The organism is Kineococcus sp. NBC_00420 (assembly GCF_036021035.1).
Lineage (GTDB): Bacteria > Actinomycetota > Actinomycetes > Actinomycetales > Kineococcaceae > Kineococcus.
In genome coordinates, this window is the sequence record NZ_CP107930.1 from 4,486,455 (window position 1) to 4,503,375 (window position 16,921).

15 protein-coding genes are annotated in these 16,921 nt (G+C 72.4%); 10 read left to right on the top strand and 5 right to left on the bottom strand.

Going from position 1 to position 16,921, the window contains the following annotated elements:
• The first annotated feature begins 31 nt into the window (after nucleotides 1-31).
• Genes ileS through OG218_RS22055 form a run of 3 tightly spaced genes read left to right on the top strand, consistent with a single transcriptional unit; the run spans nucleotide 32 to nucleotide 5,165 of the window.
• On the top strand, nucleotides 32-3,238 hold the full coding sequence (gene ileS, locus OG218_RS22045) for an isoleucine--tRNA ligase (protein WP_442906539.1): 3,207 nt from the start codon (nucleotides 32-34) through the stop codon (nucleotides 3,236-3,238).
• Nucleotides 3,238-4,803, top strand: coding sequence for a bifunctional folylpolyglutamate synthase/dihydrofolate synthase (locus OG218_RS22050; RefSeq protein ID WP_328295363.1), 1,566 nt, complete (start codon nucleotides 3,238-3,240; stop codon nucleotides 4,801-4,803). Before ileS ends, OG218_RS22050 begins: the two co-directional genes overlap by 1 nt.
• On the top strand, nucleotides 4,800-5,165 hold the full coding sequence (locus tag OG218_RS22055; protein WP_328295364.1) for a DUF4233 domain-containing protein: 366 nt from the start codon (nucleotides 4,800-4,802) through the stop codon (nucleotides 5,163-5,165). The genes OG218_RS22050 and OG218_RS22055 overlap by 4 nt, the downstream gene beginning before the upstream one ends.
• A gap of 71 nt (nucleotides 5,166-5,236) precedes the next feature.
• Here the strand turns inward: OG218_RS22055 and OG218_RS22060 are convergent, their stop codons facing one another.
• Together OG218_RS22060 and OG218_RS22065 are read right to left on the bottom strand one after the other, a co-directional pair.
• Nucleotides 5,237-6,688, bottom strand: a complete 1,452-nt coding sequence (locus OG218_RS22060) for a sugar porter family MFS transporter (protein ID WP_328295365.1) — start codon at nucleotides 6,686-6,688, stop codon at nucleotides 5,237-5,239.
• A gap of 89 nt (nucleotides 6,689-6,777) precedes the next feature.
• Nucleotides 6,778-7,032, bottom strand: a complete 255-nt coding sequence (locus OG218_RS22065) for a hypothetical protein (RefSeq protein WP_328295366.1) — start codon at nucleotides 7,030-7,032, stop codon at nucleotides 6,778-6,780.
• Between the two features lie 92 nt (nucleotides 7,033-7,124).
• Between OG218_RS22065 and OG218_RS22070 the strand changes: the two genes are divergently transcribed.
• Entirely contained in the window at nucleotides 7,125-7,532 is a 408-nt protein-coding gene (locus tag OG218_RS22070; protein WP_328295367.1) for a VOC family protein, read from the top strand.
• Here the strand turns inward: OG218_RS22070 and OG218_RS22075 are convergent.
• Both OG218_RS22075 and OG218_RS22080 read right to left on the bottom strand, forming a co-directional pair.
• A complete protein-coding gene (locus tag OG218_RS22075) occupies nucleotides 7,472-8,206 on the bottom strand; it encodes a helix-turn-helix domain-containing protein (protein WP_328295368.1) in 735 nt (244 codons plus the stop codon). The genes OG218_RS22070 and OG218_RS22075 overlap by 61 nt on opposite strands.
• Before the next feature lie 9 nt (nucleotides 8,207-8,215).
• A complete protein-coding gene (locus OG218_RS22080) occupies nucleotides 8,216-8,980 on the bottom strand; it encodes a glycosyltransferase (protein WP_328295369.1) in 765 nt (254 codons plus the stop codon).
• A 57-nt stretch (nucleotides 8,981-9,037) separates the two neighbouring features.
• Here OG218_RS22080 and ndk point away from each other — a divergent pair, with 57 nt between their 5' ends.
• Complete coding sequence (ndk, locus tag OG218_RS22085) at nucleotides 9,038-9,472, top strand: nucleoside-diphosphate kinase (RefSeq protein WP_328295370.1); 435 nt, start codon at nucleotides 9,038-9,040, stop codon at nucleotides 9,470-9,472.
• Nucleotides 9,473-9,552: 80 nt separating this feature from the next.
• Nucleotides 9,553-9,975, top strand: coding sequence for a VOC family protein (locus OG218_RS22090; RefSeq protein ID WP_442906421.1), 423 nt, complete (start codon nucleotides 9,553-9,555; stop codon nucleotides 9,973-9,975).
• 58 nt (nucleotides 9,976-10,033) lie between these two features.
• Here OG218_RS22090 and acs read toward each other — a convergent pair whose 3' ends face one another.
• Nucleotides 10,034-11,998 (bottom strand): acetate--CoA ligase, encoded by a 1,965-nt coding sequence (gene acs, locus OG218_RS22095; RefSeq protein ID WP_328295372.1) that lies wholly within the window; start codon nucleotides 11,996-11,998, stop codon nucleotides 10,034-10,036.
• A gap of 300 nt (nucleotides 11,999-12,298) precedes the next feature.
• Between acs and OG218_RS22100 the strand changes: the two genes are divergently transcribed.
• From OG218_RS22100 to OG218_RS22115, 4 genes are read left to right on the top strand one after another with little or no spacing between them, the layout of a single operon-like run.
• Nucleotides 12,299-13,408, top strand: coding sequence for an LLM class flavin-dependent oxidoreductase (locus OG218_RS22100; protein WP_328295373.1), 1,110 nt, complete (start codon nucleotides 12,299-12,301; stop codon nucleotides 13,406-13,408).
• The gene (locus OG218_RS22105) at nucleotides 13,405-14,784 is read left to right on the top strand and encodes an NtaA/DmoA family FMN-dependent monooxygenase (RefSeq protein WP_328295374.1); all 1,380 of its coding nucleotides are present in this window, start codon (nucleotides 13,405-13,407) and stop codon (nucleotides 14,782-14,784) included. Before OG218_RS22100 ends, OG218_RS22105 begins: the two co-directional genes overlap by 4 nt.
• 10 nt (nucleotides 14,785-14,794) lie before the next feature.
• Entirely contained in the window at nucleotides 14,795-15,589 is a 795-nt protein-coding gene (locus OG218_RS22110; protein ID WP_328295375.1) for a DUF1684 domain-containing protein, read from the top strand.
• On the top strand, nucleotides 15,586-16,917 hold the full coding sequence (locus tag OG218_RS22115) for a SufS family cysteine desulfurase (RefSeq protein WP_328295376.1): 1,332 nt from the start codon (nucleotides 15,586-15,588) through the stop codon (nucleotides 16,915-16,917). The genes OG218_RS22110 and OG218_RS22115 overlap by 4 nt, the downstream gene beginning before the upstream one ends.
• Nucleotides 16,918-16,921 lie beyond the last annotated feature (4 nt).

Below are 16,921 nucleotides of genomic sequence, written 5' to 3' on the forward strand. Positions count from 1 at the left end.
GGACGTCACGCCGCCGGACGAGACCACCACCGTGGCCCCCGGGGACACCAGCGAGGCCGGCAGCAGCCCCCGCTTCCCCGAGATCGAGCAGCGCATCCTCGACTCCTGGGCCGCCGACGGCACCTTCCAGGCCAGCGTCGACGCCCGCAAGGGCTCCGCTGCGGGCGAGTTCGTCTTCTACGACGGCCCACCCTTCGCCAACGGCCTGCCGCACTACGGCCACCTGCTCACGGGCTACGTGAAGGACCTCGTCCCCCGGTACAAGACCATGCGCGGGCACCAGGTCGAGCGGCGCTTCGGCTGGGACACCCACGGCCTGCCCGCCGAGGTCGAGGCCGAGAAGCAGCTCGGGATCACCCACAAGTCCGAGATCGACGAACTCGGCGTCGCCGCGTTCAACGCCGCCTGCCGCACCTCCGTGCTGAAGTACACGAAGGAGTGGGAGGAGTACGTCACCCGCCAGGCGCGCTGGGTCGACTTCGACAACGACTACAAGACCCTCGACACCGACTACATGGAGTCGGTCATGTGGGCCTTCAAGACGTTGTGGGACAAGGGCCTCGTCTACGAGGGCTTCCGCGTCCTGGCCTACTGCTGGCGCTGCGAGACCCCGCTCAGCAACTCCGAGACCCGCCTCGACGACACCTACCGCAACCGGCAGGACCCGGCCGTCACCGTCGGCTTCCGCCTGCTGGGCGACGGGTCCCACGACGCCCTCGACGGCGTCCTCGCCCTCATCTGGACCACCACCCCCTGGACCCTCCCGAGCAACCTCGCCATGGCCGTGCACCCCGACCTGCGCTACGTCGTGGTCACGGGCACCGGTGAGCACGAGGGCCGCAGGTTCCTGCTCGCCGAGGACCGCCTCTCCCACTACGCCCGCGAACTCGGCGAGGACGCCGCCGAGCGCGTCGTCGGCCGCTACCGCGGTGAGGAACTGCTGGGCCGGCGCTACGTCCCGCCCTTCGACTACTTCGCCGGCCGCGAGAACGCCCACCAGGTCCTGGCCGCGGACTACGTCACGACCGACTCCGGGACGGGGATCGTGCACATCGCGCCCGCCTTCGGCGAGGACGACAAGCTCGTCACCGACGCCGCCGGCATCGTCCCCGTCGTGCCCGTCGCCTCCAACGGCACGTTCACGGCCGAGGTCACCGACTTCGCCGGGATGCACGTCTTCGACGCCAACAAGGAGATCAACCGCGCCCTGCGCGACGGGGTCCCCAGCGGTGCCCTCCTGCTGCGGCTGGAGACCTACGACCACTCCTACCCGCACTGCTGGCGCTGCGGGAACGCACTGATCTACCGCGCCGTCTCCAGCTGGTTCGTCAAGGTCACGGCCATCCGCGACCGCATGGTCGAGCTGAACGAGGACATCACCTGGGTCCCCGAGCACGTCAAGCACGGCTCCTTCGGCAAGTGGCTCGAGGGGGCGCGCGACTGGTCGATCAGCCGCAGCCGCTACTGGGGCAGCCCCATCCCGGTGTGGATGTCGGACGACCCGACCTACCCGCGCGTCGACGTGTACGGCTCGCTGGACGACCTCGAGCGCGACTTCGGCGTGCGCCCGGCCGACCTGCACCGCCCCACCATCGACGACCTCACCCGCCCGAACCCGGACGACCCGACCGGGAAGTCGACCATGCGCCGGGTCCCGGAGGTGCTCGACTGCTGGTTCGAGTCCGGGTCGATGCCCTTCGCCCAGGTGCACTACCCCTTCGAGAACACCGAGTGGTTCGAGAGCCACTACCCGGGCGACTTCATCGTCGAGTACATCGGCCAGACCCGCGGCTGGTTCTACACGCTGCACGTGCTCGCGACCGCGCTCTTCGACCGGCCCGCGTTCCGCACCGCCGTCTCCCACGGCATCCTGCTGGGCGACGACGGCCGGAAGATGAGCAAGTCGCTGCGCAACTACCCCGACGTCTCCGAGGTCCTCGACCGCGACGGCGCCGACGCCATGCGCTGGTTCCTCATGAGTTCCCCCGTCCTGCGCGGGGGGAACCTCATCGTCACCGAGCAGGGCATCCGCGACTCCGTCCGCCAGGTCCTGCTGCCGCTGTGGAACACCTGCTCGTTCTTCCAGCTGTACTCCGGGACCTCCAGCCACACCCCCCGCTGGCGGACCTCCTCCTCCGACGTCCTCGACCGCTACGTCCTCGCGAAGCTGCACGACACCGTCGTGGCCGTCACCGCGCAACTCGACGTCTACGACATCGCGGGGGCCTGCGAGACGTCCCGGCAGTTCCTGGACTCCCTCACCAACTGGTACGTCCGGCGCTCGCGGTCGGCGTTCTGGGACGGTGAGTCCGACCGGGCCAAGGACGCCTTCGACACCCTCTACACGGTGCTGGAGACGACGACGCGGATGCTCGCGCCGCTGCTCCCGCTGTTCTCCGAGGAGATCTGGCGCTCGCTGACCGGCGGACGCTCCGTCCACCTCACCGACTGGCCGGACGCGATGGACCTGCCCAGCGACCCGGCTCTCGTCGCCGCCATGGACGAGGCCCGCGTGACCTGCTCCAACGCGCTGGCGCTGCGCAAGGCCAACGGGTTGCGGGTGCGGTTGCCGCTGAACCGCCTCGAGGTCCTCGTCGCCGATCCGGCTGCCCTGCAGCCGTTCGCCCAGCTGGTGGCCGACGAGGTCAACGTCCGCGAGGTCGCCCTCGGGCCGATCGAGAAGGCCGTCGAGTACGGCGTCGTCGCGAAGCTGACCGTCAACGCCCGCGCCGCCGGACCCCGCCTGGGCAAGCAGGTGCAGCAGGCGATCAAGGGGTCGAAGTCCGGGGAGTGGGAGGAACGTCCCGACGGGACCGTCGTCGCCGGCGGGATCGAGCTCGTCGAGGGCGAGTACGAGCTGAGCACCGTCGTGGAGGGCGTCGACTCCGGTCTCGCCACGGCCGCGCTCGCCGGTGGGGGTTTCGTCGTGCTGGACACGACCGTCACCCCGGAGCTCGCGGCCGAGGGCATCGCCCGCGACGTGATCCGGCTCGTCCAGCAGGCCCGGCGCGACGCCGGTCTGCACGTGTCGGACCGGATCCGGCTGACGGTCGCGGCGGCCGGCCCGGTCTGGGAGGCGCTGGTGACCCACCAGAACCTCGTCGTCGAGGAGACGTTGGCGCAGCAGTTCGGGTCCAGCGGTTCCGTGGCGGCCGTCCCGGCCGGCACGGCGACGCTGGTGGGGCAGGTCGAGGGGCACGAGGTGCGCATCGTGGTGCAGAAGGCAGAGACGATCTGATGAGCGAAGGACCGCTCGACCCGTTCGAGAACGAGGACGAGGATCTCGACGACCTCATGGGCCCGCTCTCGGACGACGACGAGGGTGAGGAGGGGTTCGGCACCGACGGTCTCCGCCGCGGCCGGGTCCCGCAGGACCGTCGCCCGCCGTCCCGGGAACCCGGGGCGGCGGTCGCGGCCGCGAACCCCGGACCGCCGGTGGAGGACGACCCGCGCTTCGACGAGGTCGTGGCGCAGATCCTGTCCCGCAACCCCGAGCACCGGATCCACCCGACCCTGGAGCGCGTGCGCGAGGCGTGCGCGCTGCTGGGCGATCCGCAGAACGCCTACCGCGTCGTCCACCTCGCCGGCACCAACGGCAAGACGTCGACGGCGCGGATGGTGGAACGCCTGGTCCGCGAGCACGACCTGCGCACGGGCCGGTTCACCAGCCCGCACCTCGTCGACATCACCGAGCGGATCTCCGTCGACGGCGACCCCATCACCCACGCGGCGTTCGTGCGGGCCTGGGACGACGTCGAAGCGGTCGTCTCGATCGTGGACGCGAAGGCGGCCGAACGCGACGAACCGCGGCTGAGCTTCTTCGAGGTCCTGACCCTCATGGCGTTCGCGGCCTTCGCGGACGCCCCCGTGGACGTCGCCGTCATCGAGACCGGGCTGGGCGGGACGTGGGACACCACGAACGTCGTGCAACCCGACGTCGCCGTCATCACCCCGGTGTCGATGGACCACGAGACGTGGCTCGGGTCGACGCTGGAGGAGATCGCGGGCCAGAAGGCCGGGATCGTCAAGCACGGCTCGATCGTCGTCCTCGGCAAGCAGGAGGAGGAGGCCGCGGCCGTGCTCATGGCCAGGGTCGCCGCGGAACGCGTGAACGTCGTGCGGGAGGGGATGGACTTCGGGATCGAGGAACGGACCCTGGCCCACGGCGGGCAGCTCGTGTCGTTGCGCACCCGCGGCGGTACCTACACCGACGTCTTCCTCCCGCTGCACGGGGTGCACCAGGCCGAGAACGCCGTGACGGCGCTGAGCGCGGTCGAGGCCCTGCTGGCCATGCCGGGCGGGACCCTCATACCGGGTCTGGTCGAGGCCGCGTTCGCCGACGTCACCTCACCGGGGCGGATGGAGGTGCTGCGGAACTCGCCGTTGATCCTCGCCGACGCCGCGCACAACCCGGCGGGTGCGCAGGCCCTGGCCGTCGGCATCGCCGAGGCCTTCACGCTGAGCCGCCTCGTCGGGGTCATCGCGATCATGGGGGACAAGGACGTCGAGGGAGTGCTCAGCGCGCTCGAACCCGTCCTGGCCGAGGTCGTCGTGACCCGGTCGAGCTCCCCCCGCGGGCTGGAACCCGCCGAACTCGGTGAGATCGCCGAGGACGTGTTCGGCGAGGACCGGGTCCACGTCGTGGAACGCCTGGACGAGGCGATCGCGACCGCCGTCGACCTGGCCGAGTCGGAGTCGGGCGCCGGCGGTGGCATGGGCGGTTCCGGTGCCGGGATCGTCGTCGCGGGTTCGGTCGTCCTCGTCGGGGACGCCCGCGCGCTGCTGGGGAGGAGGACGCAGTGAGACGGTCCACGAAGCGGATGTTCGCCGCCACGACGTTGATCTGCGAGGCGATGCTGGTGTTCTTCGCGACCCTCGTCGCGTTCGCCCTCGAACCGATCGGCCAGCGCCACACCAGCTACCTCGTCGTGGGCGGCGTCCTCATGCTGCTCTGCGTGCTGTGCGCGGGGATGCTCCGTTCCCGCGCCGGGTACGCGCTCGGCTGGGTCCTGCAGGCCGTGATGATCGCGGGCGGGTTCGTGGTGCCGATGATGTTCGGCATCGGGGTCGCCTTCGCCGTCATCTGGTTCTTCGCGCTGCGCATCGGTGCTCGCGTCGACCGTGAGAAGGACGAGGTCGCCCGCCGCCTGGCGGACAACCCCTGACCACCACCCCTCCCGACCCGTGGTCCCGCGGGACCCCGGCGAGATCACAGATCGGGAGGGGGAGGTCGGCGTCAGCGCGCGGTGGCGGCCTCGTCCATGTCCTCGAGTTCGCGACCCTTCGTCTCCTGCACGGCGCGGCGGACGAACACGAAGGACAGCAGGGCGATGACGGCGTAGAGGCCGTAGGCGTACTGCAGGCCGAGCTTCGCCAGCGACGGGAAACTGGTGGAGACGGCGAAGTTCGCCAGCCACTGCGCGGCCGCGGCGACGGCGAGGCCCGCGGCCCGGATCTTGTTGGGGAACATCTCCCCGAGCAGGACCCACACGACCGGACCCCACGTCGCGCCGAAGGAGATGACGTAGACGTTCGCGGCGACGATGCCGACGATGCCCCAGTGGCCCGGCAGGCTCACGTCGTCCCCGCTGCCGACCGACTGCGAGAACGTGACGGCCATGACGGCCAGGGAGACGAACATCCCCGCCGACCCGATGGTGAGCAGCGGTTTGCGCCCGATCTTGTCGACGGTCGCGATGGCGATGAACGTCACGACGACGTTGGTCACGGAGGTGATGACCGAGGTGGTGAGGGCCTGCGACTCCTCGAAGCCCACGGCCTTCCACAGCGTCGTGGAGTAGTAGAAGATCACGTTGATCCCGACGGCCTGCTGGAACACCGAGAGCAGGATGCCGACCCAGACGATGGGCAGCAGACCGAACCGCGGCCCGCGCAGGTCCCGCAGGCTGGGGTCGTCCTCGCGCTTCATCGAGTTCTTGATCTCGGCGACCTTGCGCTGCAGGGCCTCCAGGCTGCGGTTGCCGAGGACCTCGCGCAGCACCTCGGTCGCCTTCTGCGTCTCGCCCTGGGCGATGAGGTAGCGCGGCGACTCCGGCACCTGCAGGGCCAGGAACGCCCAGACCGCGGACGGGATCACGCCGACGACGAACATCCAGCGCCAGGCCTCCCAGCCCAGCCACGTCGTCTGCGACGCGTCACCGGCGGTGTTGGCGATGAAGGCGTCGGAGAGCAGGGCGGCGAAGATGCCGACGGTGATGGCCAGCTGCTGCAGGGACCCGAGGCGACCTCGGAGGTAGGCGGGGGCGACCTCGGCGATGTAGGTCGGGGCGATGACGGAGGCCACGCCGACGCCGAGACCACCGACGACGCGCCAGAGGATGAGGTCCCACACCGCGAAGGCGAAGGCCGAGCCGACGGCCCCGACGGCGAAGAGGACCCCGCCGATGACCATCACGGACTTGCGGCCGAACCGGTCGGCGATGCGGCCCGCGAACCAGGCCCCGACGGCCGCACCGAGCAGGGCGCAGGAGACGGCGAAACCGGAGAGCCACCCGGACAGGGCGAACTTCTCGGTGACCGCGTCGACGGCCCCGTTGACGACGGAGGTGTCGAAACCGAAGAGGAAACCGCCGATGGCGGCCACGATCGAGATCAGCACGACCTTGGTGGTCGCGTGCTGCTGCTCCTCGCTGTCGCGGGCGGAACCGCTCGCGTCCTGCTGCGACATGGGGGTCCTCTCAGGGTGCGCGTGGCGCCCCGGCCGGAGCCCGTCGTCGATCTTCCTGCCGCACCTGCCTCACCGCACCCCGAGAGCGGTCAGGCGTCCTCGCCGCGGGCGGTCGCGAGGTCGTGCGCGGCGATGTCCACGTCCTCCTCCGCACGGCGGGCGGCGTCGATCAGCCCGGCCAGCGCGGACCCGTCGGGGATCCGGGCGGAGCGGCCGGCGTAGGCCTTGCCGAGCGACCTCGCCTCGGCGGCGAGCTCGGCCATCACCGTCGCGGCCTCGTCGCGGGCGGCGCGCAGCGCCTCCTCCTGGGCGGTGGTGTCCTCACGGTCGTGACGCAGCGGCACAGCGGATCCCTTCCTCGCAACGGGGCCCACATCCTGGCACCGTGTCCGATCCGTTCAAGACACCCCGCTCGGCGTGCAGCAGGTTCGTCGCCATGAGCACACCGATCGTCGTCCCCCGGCTCGACCTCGTCGGCCTCGTCGTCGCCGACATGGCCCGCGCGCTGGCCTTCTACCGCCGGCTCGGTCTCGACCTGCCCGCGACGGCGGACGCCGAACCGCACGTCGAGGTCACCCTGCCGGGTGGTCTGCGGTTGGCCTGGGACACCGAGGAGGTCCTGCGGTCCTTCGACCCCGGCTTCGAGCCCGCCCGGGGTGGGAACCGCGGTGCCCTCGCCTTCGACTGCGCCAGCCCCGCGGGCGTCGACCAGGTGTTCGCGGACCTCACGGCCGCGGGGGCGCCGGCGCACCTGGCCCCCTTCGACGCGGTGTGGGGCCAGCGCTACGCCGTGGTCCTCGACCCCGACGGCGGCTCGGTCGACCTGTTCGCCGCCCTGGGCTGAAACGACCGCGGCGAGGTCCCCGTGAAGGCCCGGACCTCGCGCGCGAGGTGCGCCTGGTCGGCGAACCCGGCCTCCTGCGCGACCCGGGACGCGCTGAGCCCCGAGCGCAACCCCGCCACCGCGTGCTGCAGGCGCAGGACCCGCGCGAGCACCTGGGGCGGGTAGCCGAAGGCGGCGAGGCTGCGCCGGTGCAGCGTGCGCACCCCGAGGCCCAGCGCGTCGGCGACCTCGGCGACGCTGCCCCCGCCCGCCAGCAGCTGGACCGTCGCGACCGTGGCGGGGTCGCGCGGGGGAGCCTGCGCCGCGATCTCCTCCAGCGCCGCCCCCGCGTGGACGGCGCGCGCGACCCGCTCGACGAGGTCCCGTGCTCGCACGGGACCCCAGAGGTCGGCGAGGGGGACCCGCGCGTCGCGCAGCGCGTCGCCCGGCACGCCGAGGAACGACGGTGCGTGGCCGGGGGCGAAGCGCAGTCCCGTCCAGCGCACCGCCGGGTCCCCTTCCACCGTCTGGGCCCGGGTGTCCGGGCCGGCGACCAGCAGTTCGCCGTCGCCTCCCTCCGCCCGCCAGAGCAGGTCGATGCAGCCGTCGGGCAGCACGAGTCCGCTCGAACGGTCGGCGGCGCTGCTCGACCAGACCCGGGCGCCGGGGACCAGCGACGCACGTTCGCGGTACACGTCCTCAGTTCAGCGCAGACCACCGACCCGCGTCGAGCGCTCCGGGAGCCGGACCGGGCCACGTCGGCACGGCTTGGCGCGCAGTCGTGTCATCGCCGTCGTCATCGCCGTCGTCAGCACCTCCCGGACACCGGCCGCGGTGGCGCCGCGCTCGCCGGGGACGACCACGGGGACCTCGACCAGCCGGTACCCGCCCTGGTGGGCCCGGTGGGTGGTGTCGATGCGGAAGGAGGAGCCCCGCGAGGTGAGGGCGCTGATCCCGATGCCGAGCAGGACCTCGCGGCGGAACCCGCGGAACCCCGTGGTGACGTCGCGCACCGGGAGTCGCAGGACTGCGGCGAGGCACGCGTTCCCCGCGCGTGACACCAGCGGACCCAGCCGGTGGTCGTCGGCCACGGCGAGGGTGGTGGGGGCGGCGAGGTGGCGGGAGCCGAGCACGAGGTCGGCGTCCTCCAGCGCGGCGAGCACCGCCGGGAGCCGCTCGGCGGGGTGGGCCAGGTCCATCGTCACGAGGACCTGGTAGCCGCGTTCGAGACCCCAGAGGAGTCCCTCCCGCTGGGGCGTGCCCACCCCCTTCCCGCGGCGCCGGTGCAGCAGGTGCACCTCGAGGTGGCTGCGGGCGAACTCCTCGACCAGGTCGGTGACCGCGTGGTCGTCCTCCTCGAGCACCACGAGCACCTCGACGGGGGCCGCGGCCAGGACGCGCCGGAGCGACCCGATCACGGCGCTCCGCCCGTGAGCCGGGACCACGACCAGGGTGGCCGGACAGTCCACGGTCCTGGTTCGGAGCCGTCGGCCGCCCGGATGGGTCGGTCCACTAGGGTCGTTGCCGTGGCGACTGAAACGAACCTGCAGCGGACCCTCGTCCTCGTGAAGCCCGACGGCGTGCGGCGCAACCTCTCCGGGGAGGTGCTGCGGCGCATCGAGGCCAAGGGCTACACCCTGGTCGCCGTCGAACTGCGGACCGCGACCCCGGAACTCCTCGCCGGTCACTACGAGGAGCACCAGGGCAAGCCGTTCTACGAACCGCTCGTGGAGTTCATGCTCTCCGGCCCGGTGCTCGCCGCGGTCGTCGAGGGCCACCGCGTCATCGAGGGCTTCCGCTCGCTGGCCGGCACCACCGACCCGACGACCGCCGCGCCGGGCACCATCCGTGGCGACCTGGGCCGGGACTGGGGCCTGAAGGTCCAGCAGAACCTCGTCCACGGGTCCGACGCCCCGGAGTCCGCGGCCCGCGAGATCGGCCTCTGGTTCCCGAACCTCTGACACGGCGATGAGTTCTCGGGCAGTCTGAGGTCGAAGGATCGAGAAGGCCGGACAGACGGCCTCAGACCCCGGGAGCACTCATGCGCATGGCCTTCCTCAACGTGCCGGTCGCGAGCAAGGAGGCCTCCAAGGCCTTCTTCTCCGCGCTCGGGTTCGCGCCGAACCCGCAGTTCGAGAGCGACGACACGGCCTGCATCGTGATCGAGGAGAACATCTTCGTCCTCGTCCACGAGCCCTCGCGCTGGAAGGACTTCCTGCACTCGGAGTCCGCCCCCGCAGGGACGACCGAGTACATGCTCGCGCTCTCGGCCGACTCCCGCCAGGAGTGCGACGACCTCGTGGCCAAGGCGCTGGCGAACGGCGGGTCCGTCTACGGCCCGGCCACGGACCTCGGCTTCATGTACGGCACCAGCTTCCGCGACCCCGACGGTCACGTCTGGGAGGTCAGCTGGATGGACCTCGCGGCGGCCGCCGAGGCCGGCAGCATCGGCGAACCCGCCTGACCACCCGCCCGGTCCGCGATCTCGCGGGGAAGACCTGCACGATCGCGGACCGGGAAGGTCAGGGACGGGAGCGCACGTACTGCGCCCACGCCGTCTCGACCGCGGCGAGGGCGGTCTCGTCCTGCAGCGACGTCACGTCCCCGCCGGAGCGACCGGCGGTCATGTCGGCCATCAGCCGGCGCATGATCTTCCCCGACCGGGTCTTCGGCAGGTCCGGCACGACGACGACGTCGCGGGGTTTCGCGATCGCCCCGACGGCGCGCGCGACGTGTTCCCGCAGTTCCGCGCCGACCCCGTCGGAGGGGCCCGTGCCGCGGAGGATGACGAACGCCACGATCCGCTGACCCGTCGTCTCGTCCGGTGCCCCGACGACGGCGGCCTCGGCCACCCGCGGGTGCGACACGAGGGCCGACTCGAGTTCGATGCTGGAGAGCCGGTGACCCGAGACGTTCAGGACGTCGTCGATGCGGCCGCCGATCCAGATGTAGCCGTCGGCGTCCTTGGTCGCGGCGTCCCCGGCCAGGTACCAGCCCTGCGCGGCGTAGGGCTCCCAGTAGCTCGTGACGAACCGCGCGTGGTCGCGCCACACCGTCCGGGCCATCCCGGGCCAGGGTTTCGTGATGACCAGGACGCCCTGCTCGCCCGGGGCGACCTCGTCACCCGCCTCGTCGACGACGGTCGCGGAGAACCCGGGCAGCGGGATCGTCCCGGAACCCGGTTTCAGCGGGGTGACGCCGGGCAGCGGGGCGACGACGGCCGCCCCGGTCTCGGACTGCCACCACGTGTCGACGATGGGGCAGCGTCCACCACCCACGTTGCGGTGCAACCACGTCCACGCCTCGGGGTTGATGGCCTCACCCACGGAACCCAGCAGCCGCAACGACGACAGGTCGAAGCCCGCGGGCAGTTCCGGACCGTGCTTCATGAACGTCCGCACCAGGGTGGGGGCGGTGTAGTAGATCGTCACGCCGTACTTCTCGATGACCTCGAAGTGGCGACCGGGGTGCGGGGTCAGCGGTGAGCCCTCGTAGATGACCTGGGTGGTCCCGTTGGACAGCGGGCCGTACATCTCGTAGCTGTGCGCGGTGACCCAGGCGAGGTCCGCCTGGCACCAGTAGACGTCGTCGTCCTTGACGTCGAACACCGCCCAGTGCGACCAGGAGGTGTGGGTGAGGTACCCGCCGCTGGTGTGCACCAACCCCTTGGGCCGCCCCGTGGTCCCCGAGGTGTAGATGATGAACAGCGGGTTCTCGCTGTCGAAGCTCGGCGCGACGTGCTCGACGGGCTGACGGTCGACGAGCTCGTGCCACCAGACGTCGCGGCCCTCCGTCCAGGGGACGTCCGGCGTCGCCTCCCCGGTGCGGCGCAGCACGAGGACGTGCTCGACGTGGTCGAGCCCCTCGACGGCCGCGTCCGCGGCTCCCTTCACCGCGACGGCGCTACCCCGCCGGAACTGCCCGTCGGTGCAGACCAGGAGCTTCGCGCCGGTGTCCTCCACCCGGAACCGCAGCGCCTCGGCGGAGAAACCCCCGAACACCAGGCTGACGACGGCGCCGATGCGCGCGCACGCCATGGTCGTGACGATCGTCTCGGGCAGCACCGGCAGGTAGAGGACGACGCGGTCGCCGTGCCCGATCCCGATTTCCTCCAGCGCGTTCGCGAGTCGGCAGACCTCGTCCTGCAGTTGCGCGTAGGTGATGGTGCGGGAGTCCCCGGGTTCGCCCTCCCAGTGCAACGCGACCTTCTCGCCCCGGCCCGCGGTGACGTGGCGGTCGACGCAGTTCACCGCGACGTTGAGCCTGCCGCCCGTGAACCACTGCGCGGTCGGCAACGTCGAGCCGTCGAAGACGGTGTGGAACGGCTCGTCCCACTGCAGCCGCCGGGCCTGTTCGGCCCAGAACGCCTCGGGGTCCGCGGCCGCGCGCTCGTACTCGCCCGCGCCGACGTTGGCCTGGGCGCTGAACTGCGCCGACGGCGGGAAGACGAGGTCCTGCGCGGGGTCGTCCAGGGGCGTGCTCGTCATGCGGTGCGTCCTCACGGGCGGGGCGGTCGGCGGACCGGCCGTCGGCCGGCTTGGCCGCCAGGGTAGCCGCGCCGTAGGCTCGGACCGTGGAGAGCACCCGGGTGAGCGTGAGCACGCCCCCGGCGTCCGCGGTCGCCCGCCCCTTCTTCGCGGTGCAGCGTCGTCACGTCGACCTCTGCCGCACCCGCTCCTCCGCCTGTCGCTGACCCGCAGGGCACGTCGCCGGGAACACCCGGCGGCCCCCGGGTGCTCAGCCGAGCGACCCGGCCGGTCACGTCAGCAGCCCCGGAGGGGTACGCCATGTCCCGAGAGCCACTGCGCCTGGGCGTCGAACTCGACGCCGCCGGTCGCCACCCCGCCGCGTGGCGCCTGCCCGGCGCGCGCCCGGCCGAGCTCTTCACCGCCGCCCACTGGCGCCGCCTCGGCGCGCTCGTCGAGCGCGCCGACCTCGACCTGCTCGTGGTCCCCGACTCCTTCCGCCTCGGCTCCAGTGACGAGCGCGACCAGCGCGGTCGCCTCGACGCCGTCGCGATCGCCGCGCACCTCGCGCCGCTGACCCGCCGGGTCGGTCTCGTGCCGGTCGTCACGACGACCCACACCGAGCCGTTCCACACGAACAAGGCCGTCGCGACCCTCGACTTCACCAGCCTCGGCCGCGCCGGCTGGCAGGTCGAGGTCTCCACCACCGCCGAGGAGGCGGACACCTTCGGGCGGACGGGGACCGCCCCGCCAGGGGAGCTGTGGCGCGAGGCCGCGGACACCGTCGAGGTCGTCCGTCGGCTCTGGGACAGCTGGGAGGACGACGCGGTGGTCCGCGACGTCGCCAGCGGCCGGTTCGTGGACCGCGACAAGCTGCACTACGTCGACTTCGAGGGGGAGCGGTTCTCCGTCCGCGGCCCGTCGATCACCCCGCGCTCCCCGCAGGGCCAGCCGCTCGTCGTGGTGCCCGTCCGGGACGAGCACTCCCTCGCGGTGGCCGCCGCGCACGCCGACGTCGCCCGGATCGAGGCCGGCGACGAACGCACCGCGGCGCAGACCGCGGACCGGTTGCGGACCCTGGCCGGTCGCGAGCTGACCGTCCTGCTCGACGTGGAGGTCCTGCTCCGGCAGACCGCCACGGAGGCCCTCGACGTCGCCGGCCGGCTCGACGAGCTGAACCCCGGCGCCGCGCCGCGCTCGGTGCGCCACCTCGGCACTCCCGCCACCCTCGCCGCGGCCCTGGCCGAGCTGCCCGACGGCCTCGACGGCGCCGTCCTCGCGCCGCTGGACCTGCCCGCGACGCTCGAACTCGTCGTCAGCGGGGTCGTCCCCGCGCTGACCCGGCCGCCGGTCGCGGGCAGCACGCTGCGCGAACGCTTCGGCCTGCCCCGCCCCACCAGCCGCTACGCCAGGATCGGAGGCGTCCGATGACCCGCCGTGAGACCTCCCGTGAGACCCCTCGCCAGATTCACCTCGGGGCGCACTTCCCGGGCGTCAACAACACCACGGTGTGGCGCGACCCGCGCTCCGGCAGCCAGGTGGACTTCTCCTCCTTCGAACACCTCGCCCGGACCGCGGAACGGGGGTTGATGGACTTCTTCTTCCTCGCCGAGGGGCTGCGGCTGCGCGAACAGCGCGGGAAGATCCACGACCTCGACGTCGTCGGCCGTCCCGACACCCTCACCGTCCTGAACTCGATCGCGTCGGTCACGACCCACCTTGGGCTGGCCGGGACGATCAACGCCACCTTCAACGAGGCCGCGGAACTCGCCAAGCAGTTCGCCTCCCTCGACCACCTCTCCGGTGGGCGCGCGGCCTGGAACGTCGTCACCAGTTCCGACGCGTTCACCGGGGAGAACTTCCGCCGCGGCGGGTACCTCGCGCACGCCGACCGCTACGTCCGGGCCCGTGAGGTCCTCGACGTCGCGCGGGAGTTCTGGGACTCCTGGGCCGAGGACTCCCTGGTCGCCGACCCCGAGACGGGGGTCTTCGCCCGGGGGATCTCCGAGGTCGACCACCGCGGCCCGCAGTTCCAGGTCCGGGGGACCGGTTCGCTGCCGCGCAGCCCGCAGGGTCACCCGGTGCTGCTGCAGGCCGGCGACTCCGACGACGGCCGCGAGTTCGGCGCCACGTACGCCGACGCCATCTTCACCATGCACGGCTCGCTGGAGGCGGGGCAGCGGTTCACCGCCGACATGCGCTCCCGCGCCGTCCGCAACGGCCGCTCCGGAGACGACCTGAAGATCCTCCCCGGGGTCACGTTCGTCCTCGGCGACACCCCCGGGCAGGCCCGCGAGCACGCCCGGGAGATCCGGTTCCAGCAGGTCGGGCCGGCGCAGGCGATCGCGTTCCTCGAACAGGTCTGGGGCCGCGACCTGAGCGACCACGACCCCGAGGGACCGTTGCCGGCGCAGGACCCGGAGACGACCTCGACCATCGCCCAGGGCCGGACCCGGATGACGAAGGACCCGGTGGAGACCGCGCGCACGTGGCGCGACCTCGCCGCGGCCCACGGGTGGAGCAGCCGGGAACTCGTCGTCGAGGTCACCGGCCGCCAGCAGTTCGTCGGCACCCCCGCGCAGGTCGCGGAGGAGATGGACACCTACGTCCAGGCCGACGCCTGCGACGGGTTCATCCTCGTGCCCAGCCTCACCCCGGCCGGTCTCGACGAGTTCGTCGAGAAGGTCGTCCCGCTGCTGCAGGAACGCGGCAGCTACCGCACCGGCTACACCGGCTCGACCCTGCGCGAGCACCTCGGTGTGCCGCACCCGCACCGTCTCGCCCCCGCCGTCCGCGCCACCGCCTGAGGAGTCCGCCATGACCACGACGACCAGCACCCTCGACACCGCCCGCCGGACCTGGGACGACTGGCGTGCCACCCGGACGGCCGACCTCAGCGCGCCGCACGGCTGGCTGAGCCTGACCGGACTGCACTGGCTCGTCGGCGAGGCCGGTCCCGTCGCGGACCTGCCCGGCACCTGGGAGTCGGTCGAGGGTGGCGTCCGACTCACAGCGACCGCGGCCGACGGGGTCGTCGTGAACGGCGCCCCGGTCGAGGGGACCGTGCGGATCGACACCGTCGAGGGGACTCCGGGGACCCTCTTCGAGATCGGGGACCGCCGGGTGGAGGTCATGCAGCGCACCGGGATGCACGCCCTGCGCGTCCGCGACCCGAAGTCCCCGACGCTCGCGGCGTTCACCGGGGTCCCCGTGTTCGAGTTCGAGGACCGCTACGTGCTCGACGCGCAGTTCGTGCCCTACGAGGAGTCCCGGGCCGTCGTCGTCGGCGCGGTCGTCGAAGGGCTGCAGCACCACCACGAGGCCGTCGGAACCGTGCGGTTCGAGCTCGACGGCCCCCAGGAACTCACGGTCTTCCGCAGTGCGAAGGGTTCGACCATCCTGTTCACCGATGCGACCAGCGGTGTGAGCACGACGGGGACGACCCGTTCGATCTCCGTCCCCGAACCCGGCGCCGACGGACACGTCGTGCTGGACTTCAACCGGGCGACGAACCTGCCGTGCGCGTTCACCGACCACGCCACCTGCCCGCTGCCGCCCGCCGAGAACCGCCTCACCGTGCCCGTCGCGGCGGGGGAGAAGGATCCCCGGTGAGCACCACCGAACTGCTCGCCGCTCCGTTCGGCGACGCCGAACTGGCCGCGCTGCGGGCGGACTTCCCGATCCTGGGCCGCTCGACCCGGTCGGGGAACCCGTTGGTGTACCTGGACTCCGGCGCCACGTCGCAGAAACCGCGGGCCGTCCTCGACGCCGAACGCCGCTTCTACGAGACCCACAACGCGGCCGTCCACCGCGGGGCGCACCAGCTGGCCGAGGAGGCCACCGACGACTTCGAGGCCGCCCGGGCCGCCATCGCGGGTTTCGTCGGTGCCCCCGCCCACGAGGTCGTGTTCACCAAGAACGCCACCGAGTCGCTCAACCTGATCGCGCACGCGTTCAGCACCACGACGGCCTACGCCGCCCGCGGCAGCGCCCCCGACGGTCAGGCCGTCGATCCGCGGTTCGTCCTCGCCGAGGGCGACGAGATCCTCGTCACCGAGGCCGAGCACCACGCCAACCTCGTGCCCTGGCAGGAACTCTGCGCCCGGACCGGAGCCGTGCTGCGCTGGGTCCCCGTCACCGACGGGGGGTCCTTCGACCTCGACGCCCTCGACGCGCTGGTCGGGGAGCGGACCAAGGTCGTCGCCTTCGCGCACGCCTCCAACGTCCTCGGCGGACTCGCCCCGATCGAGGCGTTCGTCGCCGCGGCCCGCCGGGTGGGGGCGCTCGTCGTCCTCGACGCCTGTCAGTCCGTCCCGCACCTGCCCGTCGACCTGCCGTCGCTCGGGGTCGACCTCGCGGCGTTCTCCGGGCACAAGATGCTCGGGCCGTCGGGGATCGGGATCCTCTGGGGCCGGGCCGAGGTCCTCGGCGCGATGCCGCCGTTCCTCACCGGCGGGTCGATGATCGAACTGGTCCGGATGGAACGCTCCACCTTCGCCCCCGTCCCGCAGAAGTTCGAGGCGGGTGTCCCGATGACGGCGCAGGCCGTCGGGTTGCACGCCGCCGTCGACTACCTGCGCGGGCTCGGCCCCGACGGGTCGGGGATGGCCCGCCTCGAGGCCCACGAACGCGACCTCACCCGACGTCTGCTCGCCGAACTGGCGGAACTGCCCTGGGTCCGCGTCCTCGGCCCGCTCGACGCCGCCGAGCGGGTCGCCCTGGTCTCCTTCGTGGTGGAGGACGTCCACGCCCACGACGTCGGGCAGCTGCTCGACGACGAGGGCGTCGCCGTGCGGGTCGGGCACCACTGCGCCTGGCCGCTGCACCGCCGGTTCGGGGTCGCGGCCACCACCCGGGTCAGCTTCGGGCCCTACAACCAGAGCTCCGACATCGACGCCGTCCTGCGCGGGCTGCACCGCGTCCGGGCGCTCTTCGCGTGAGAGC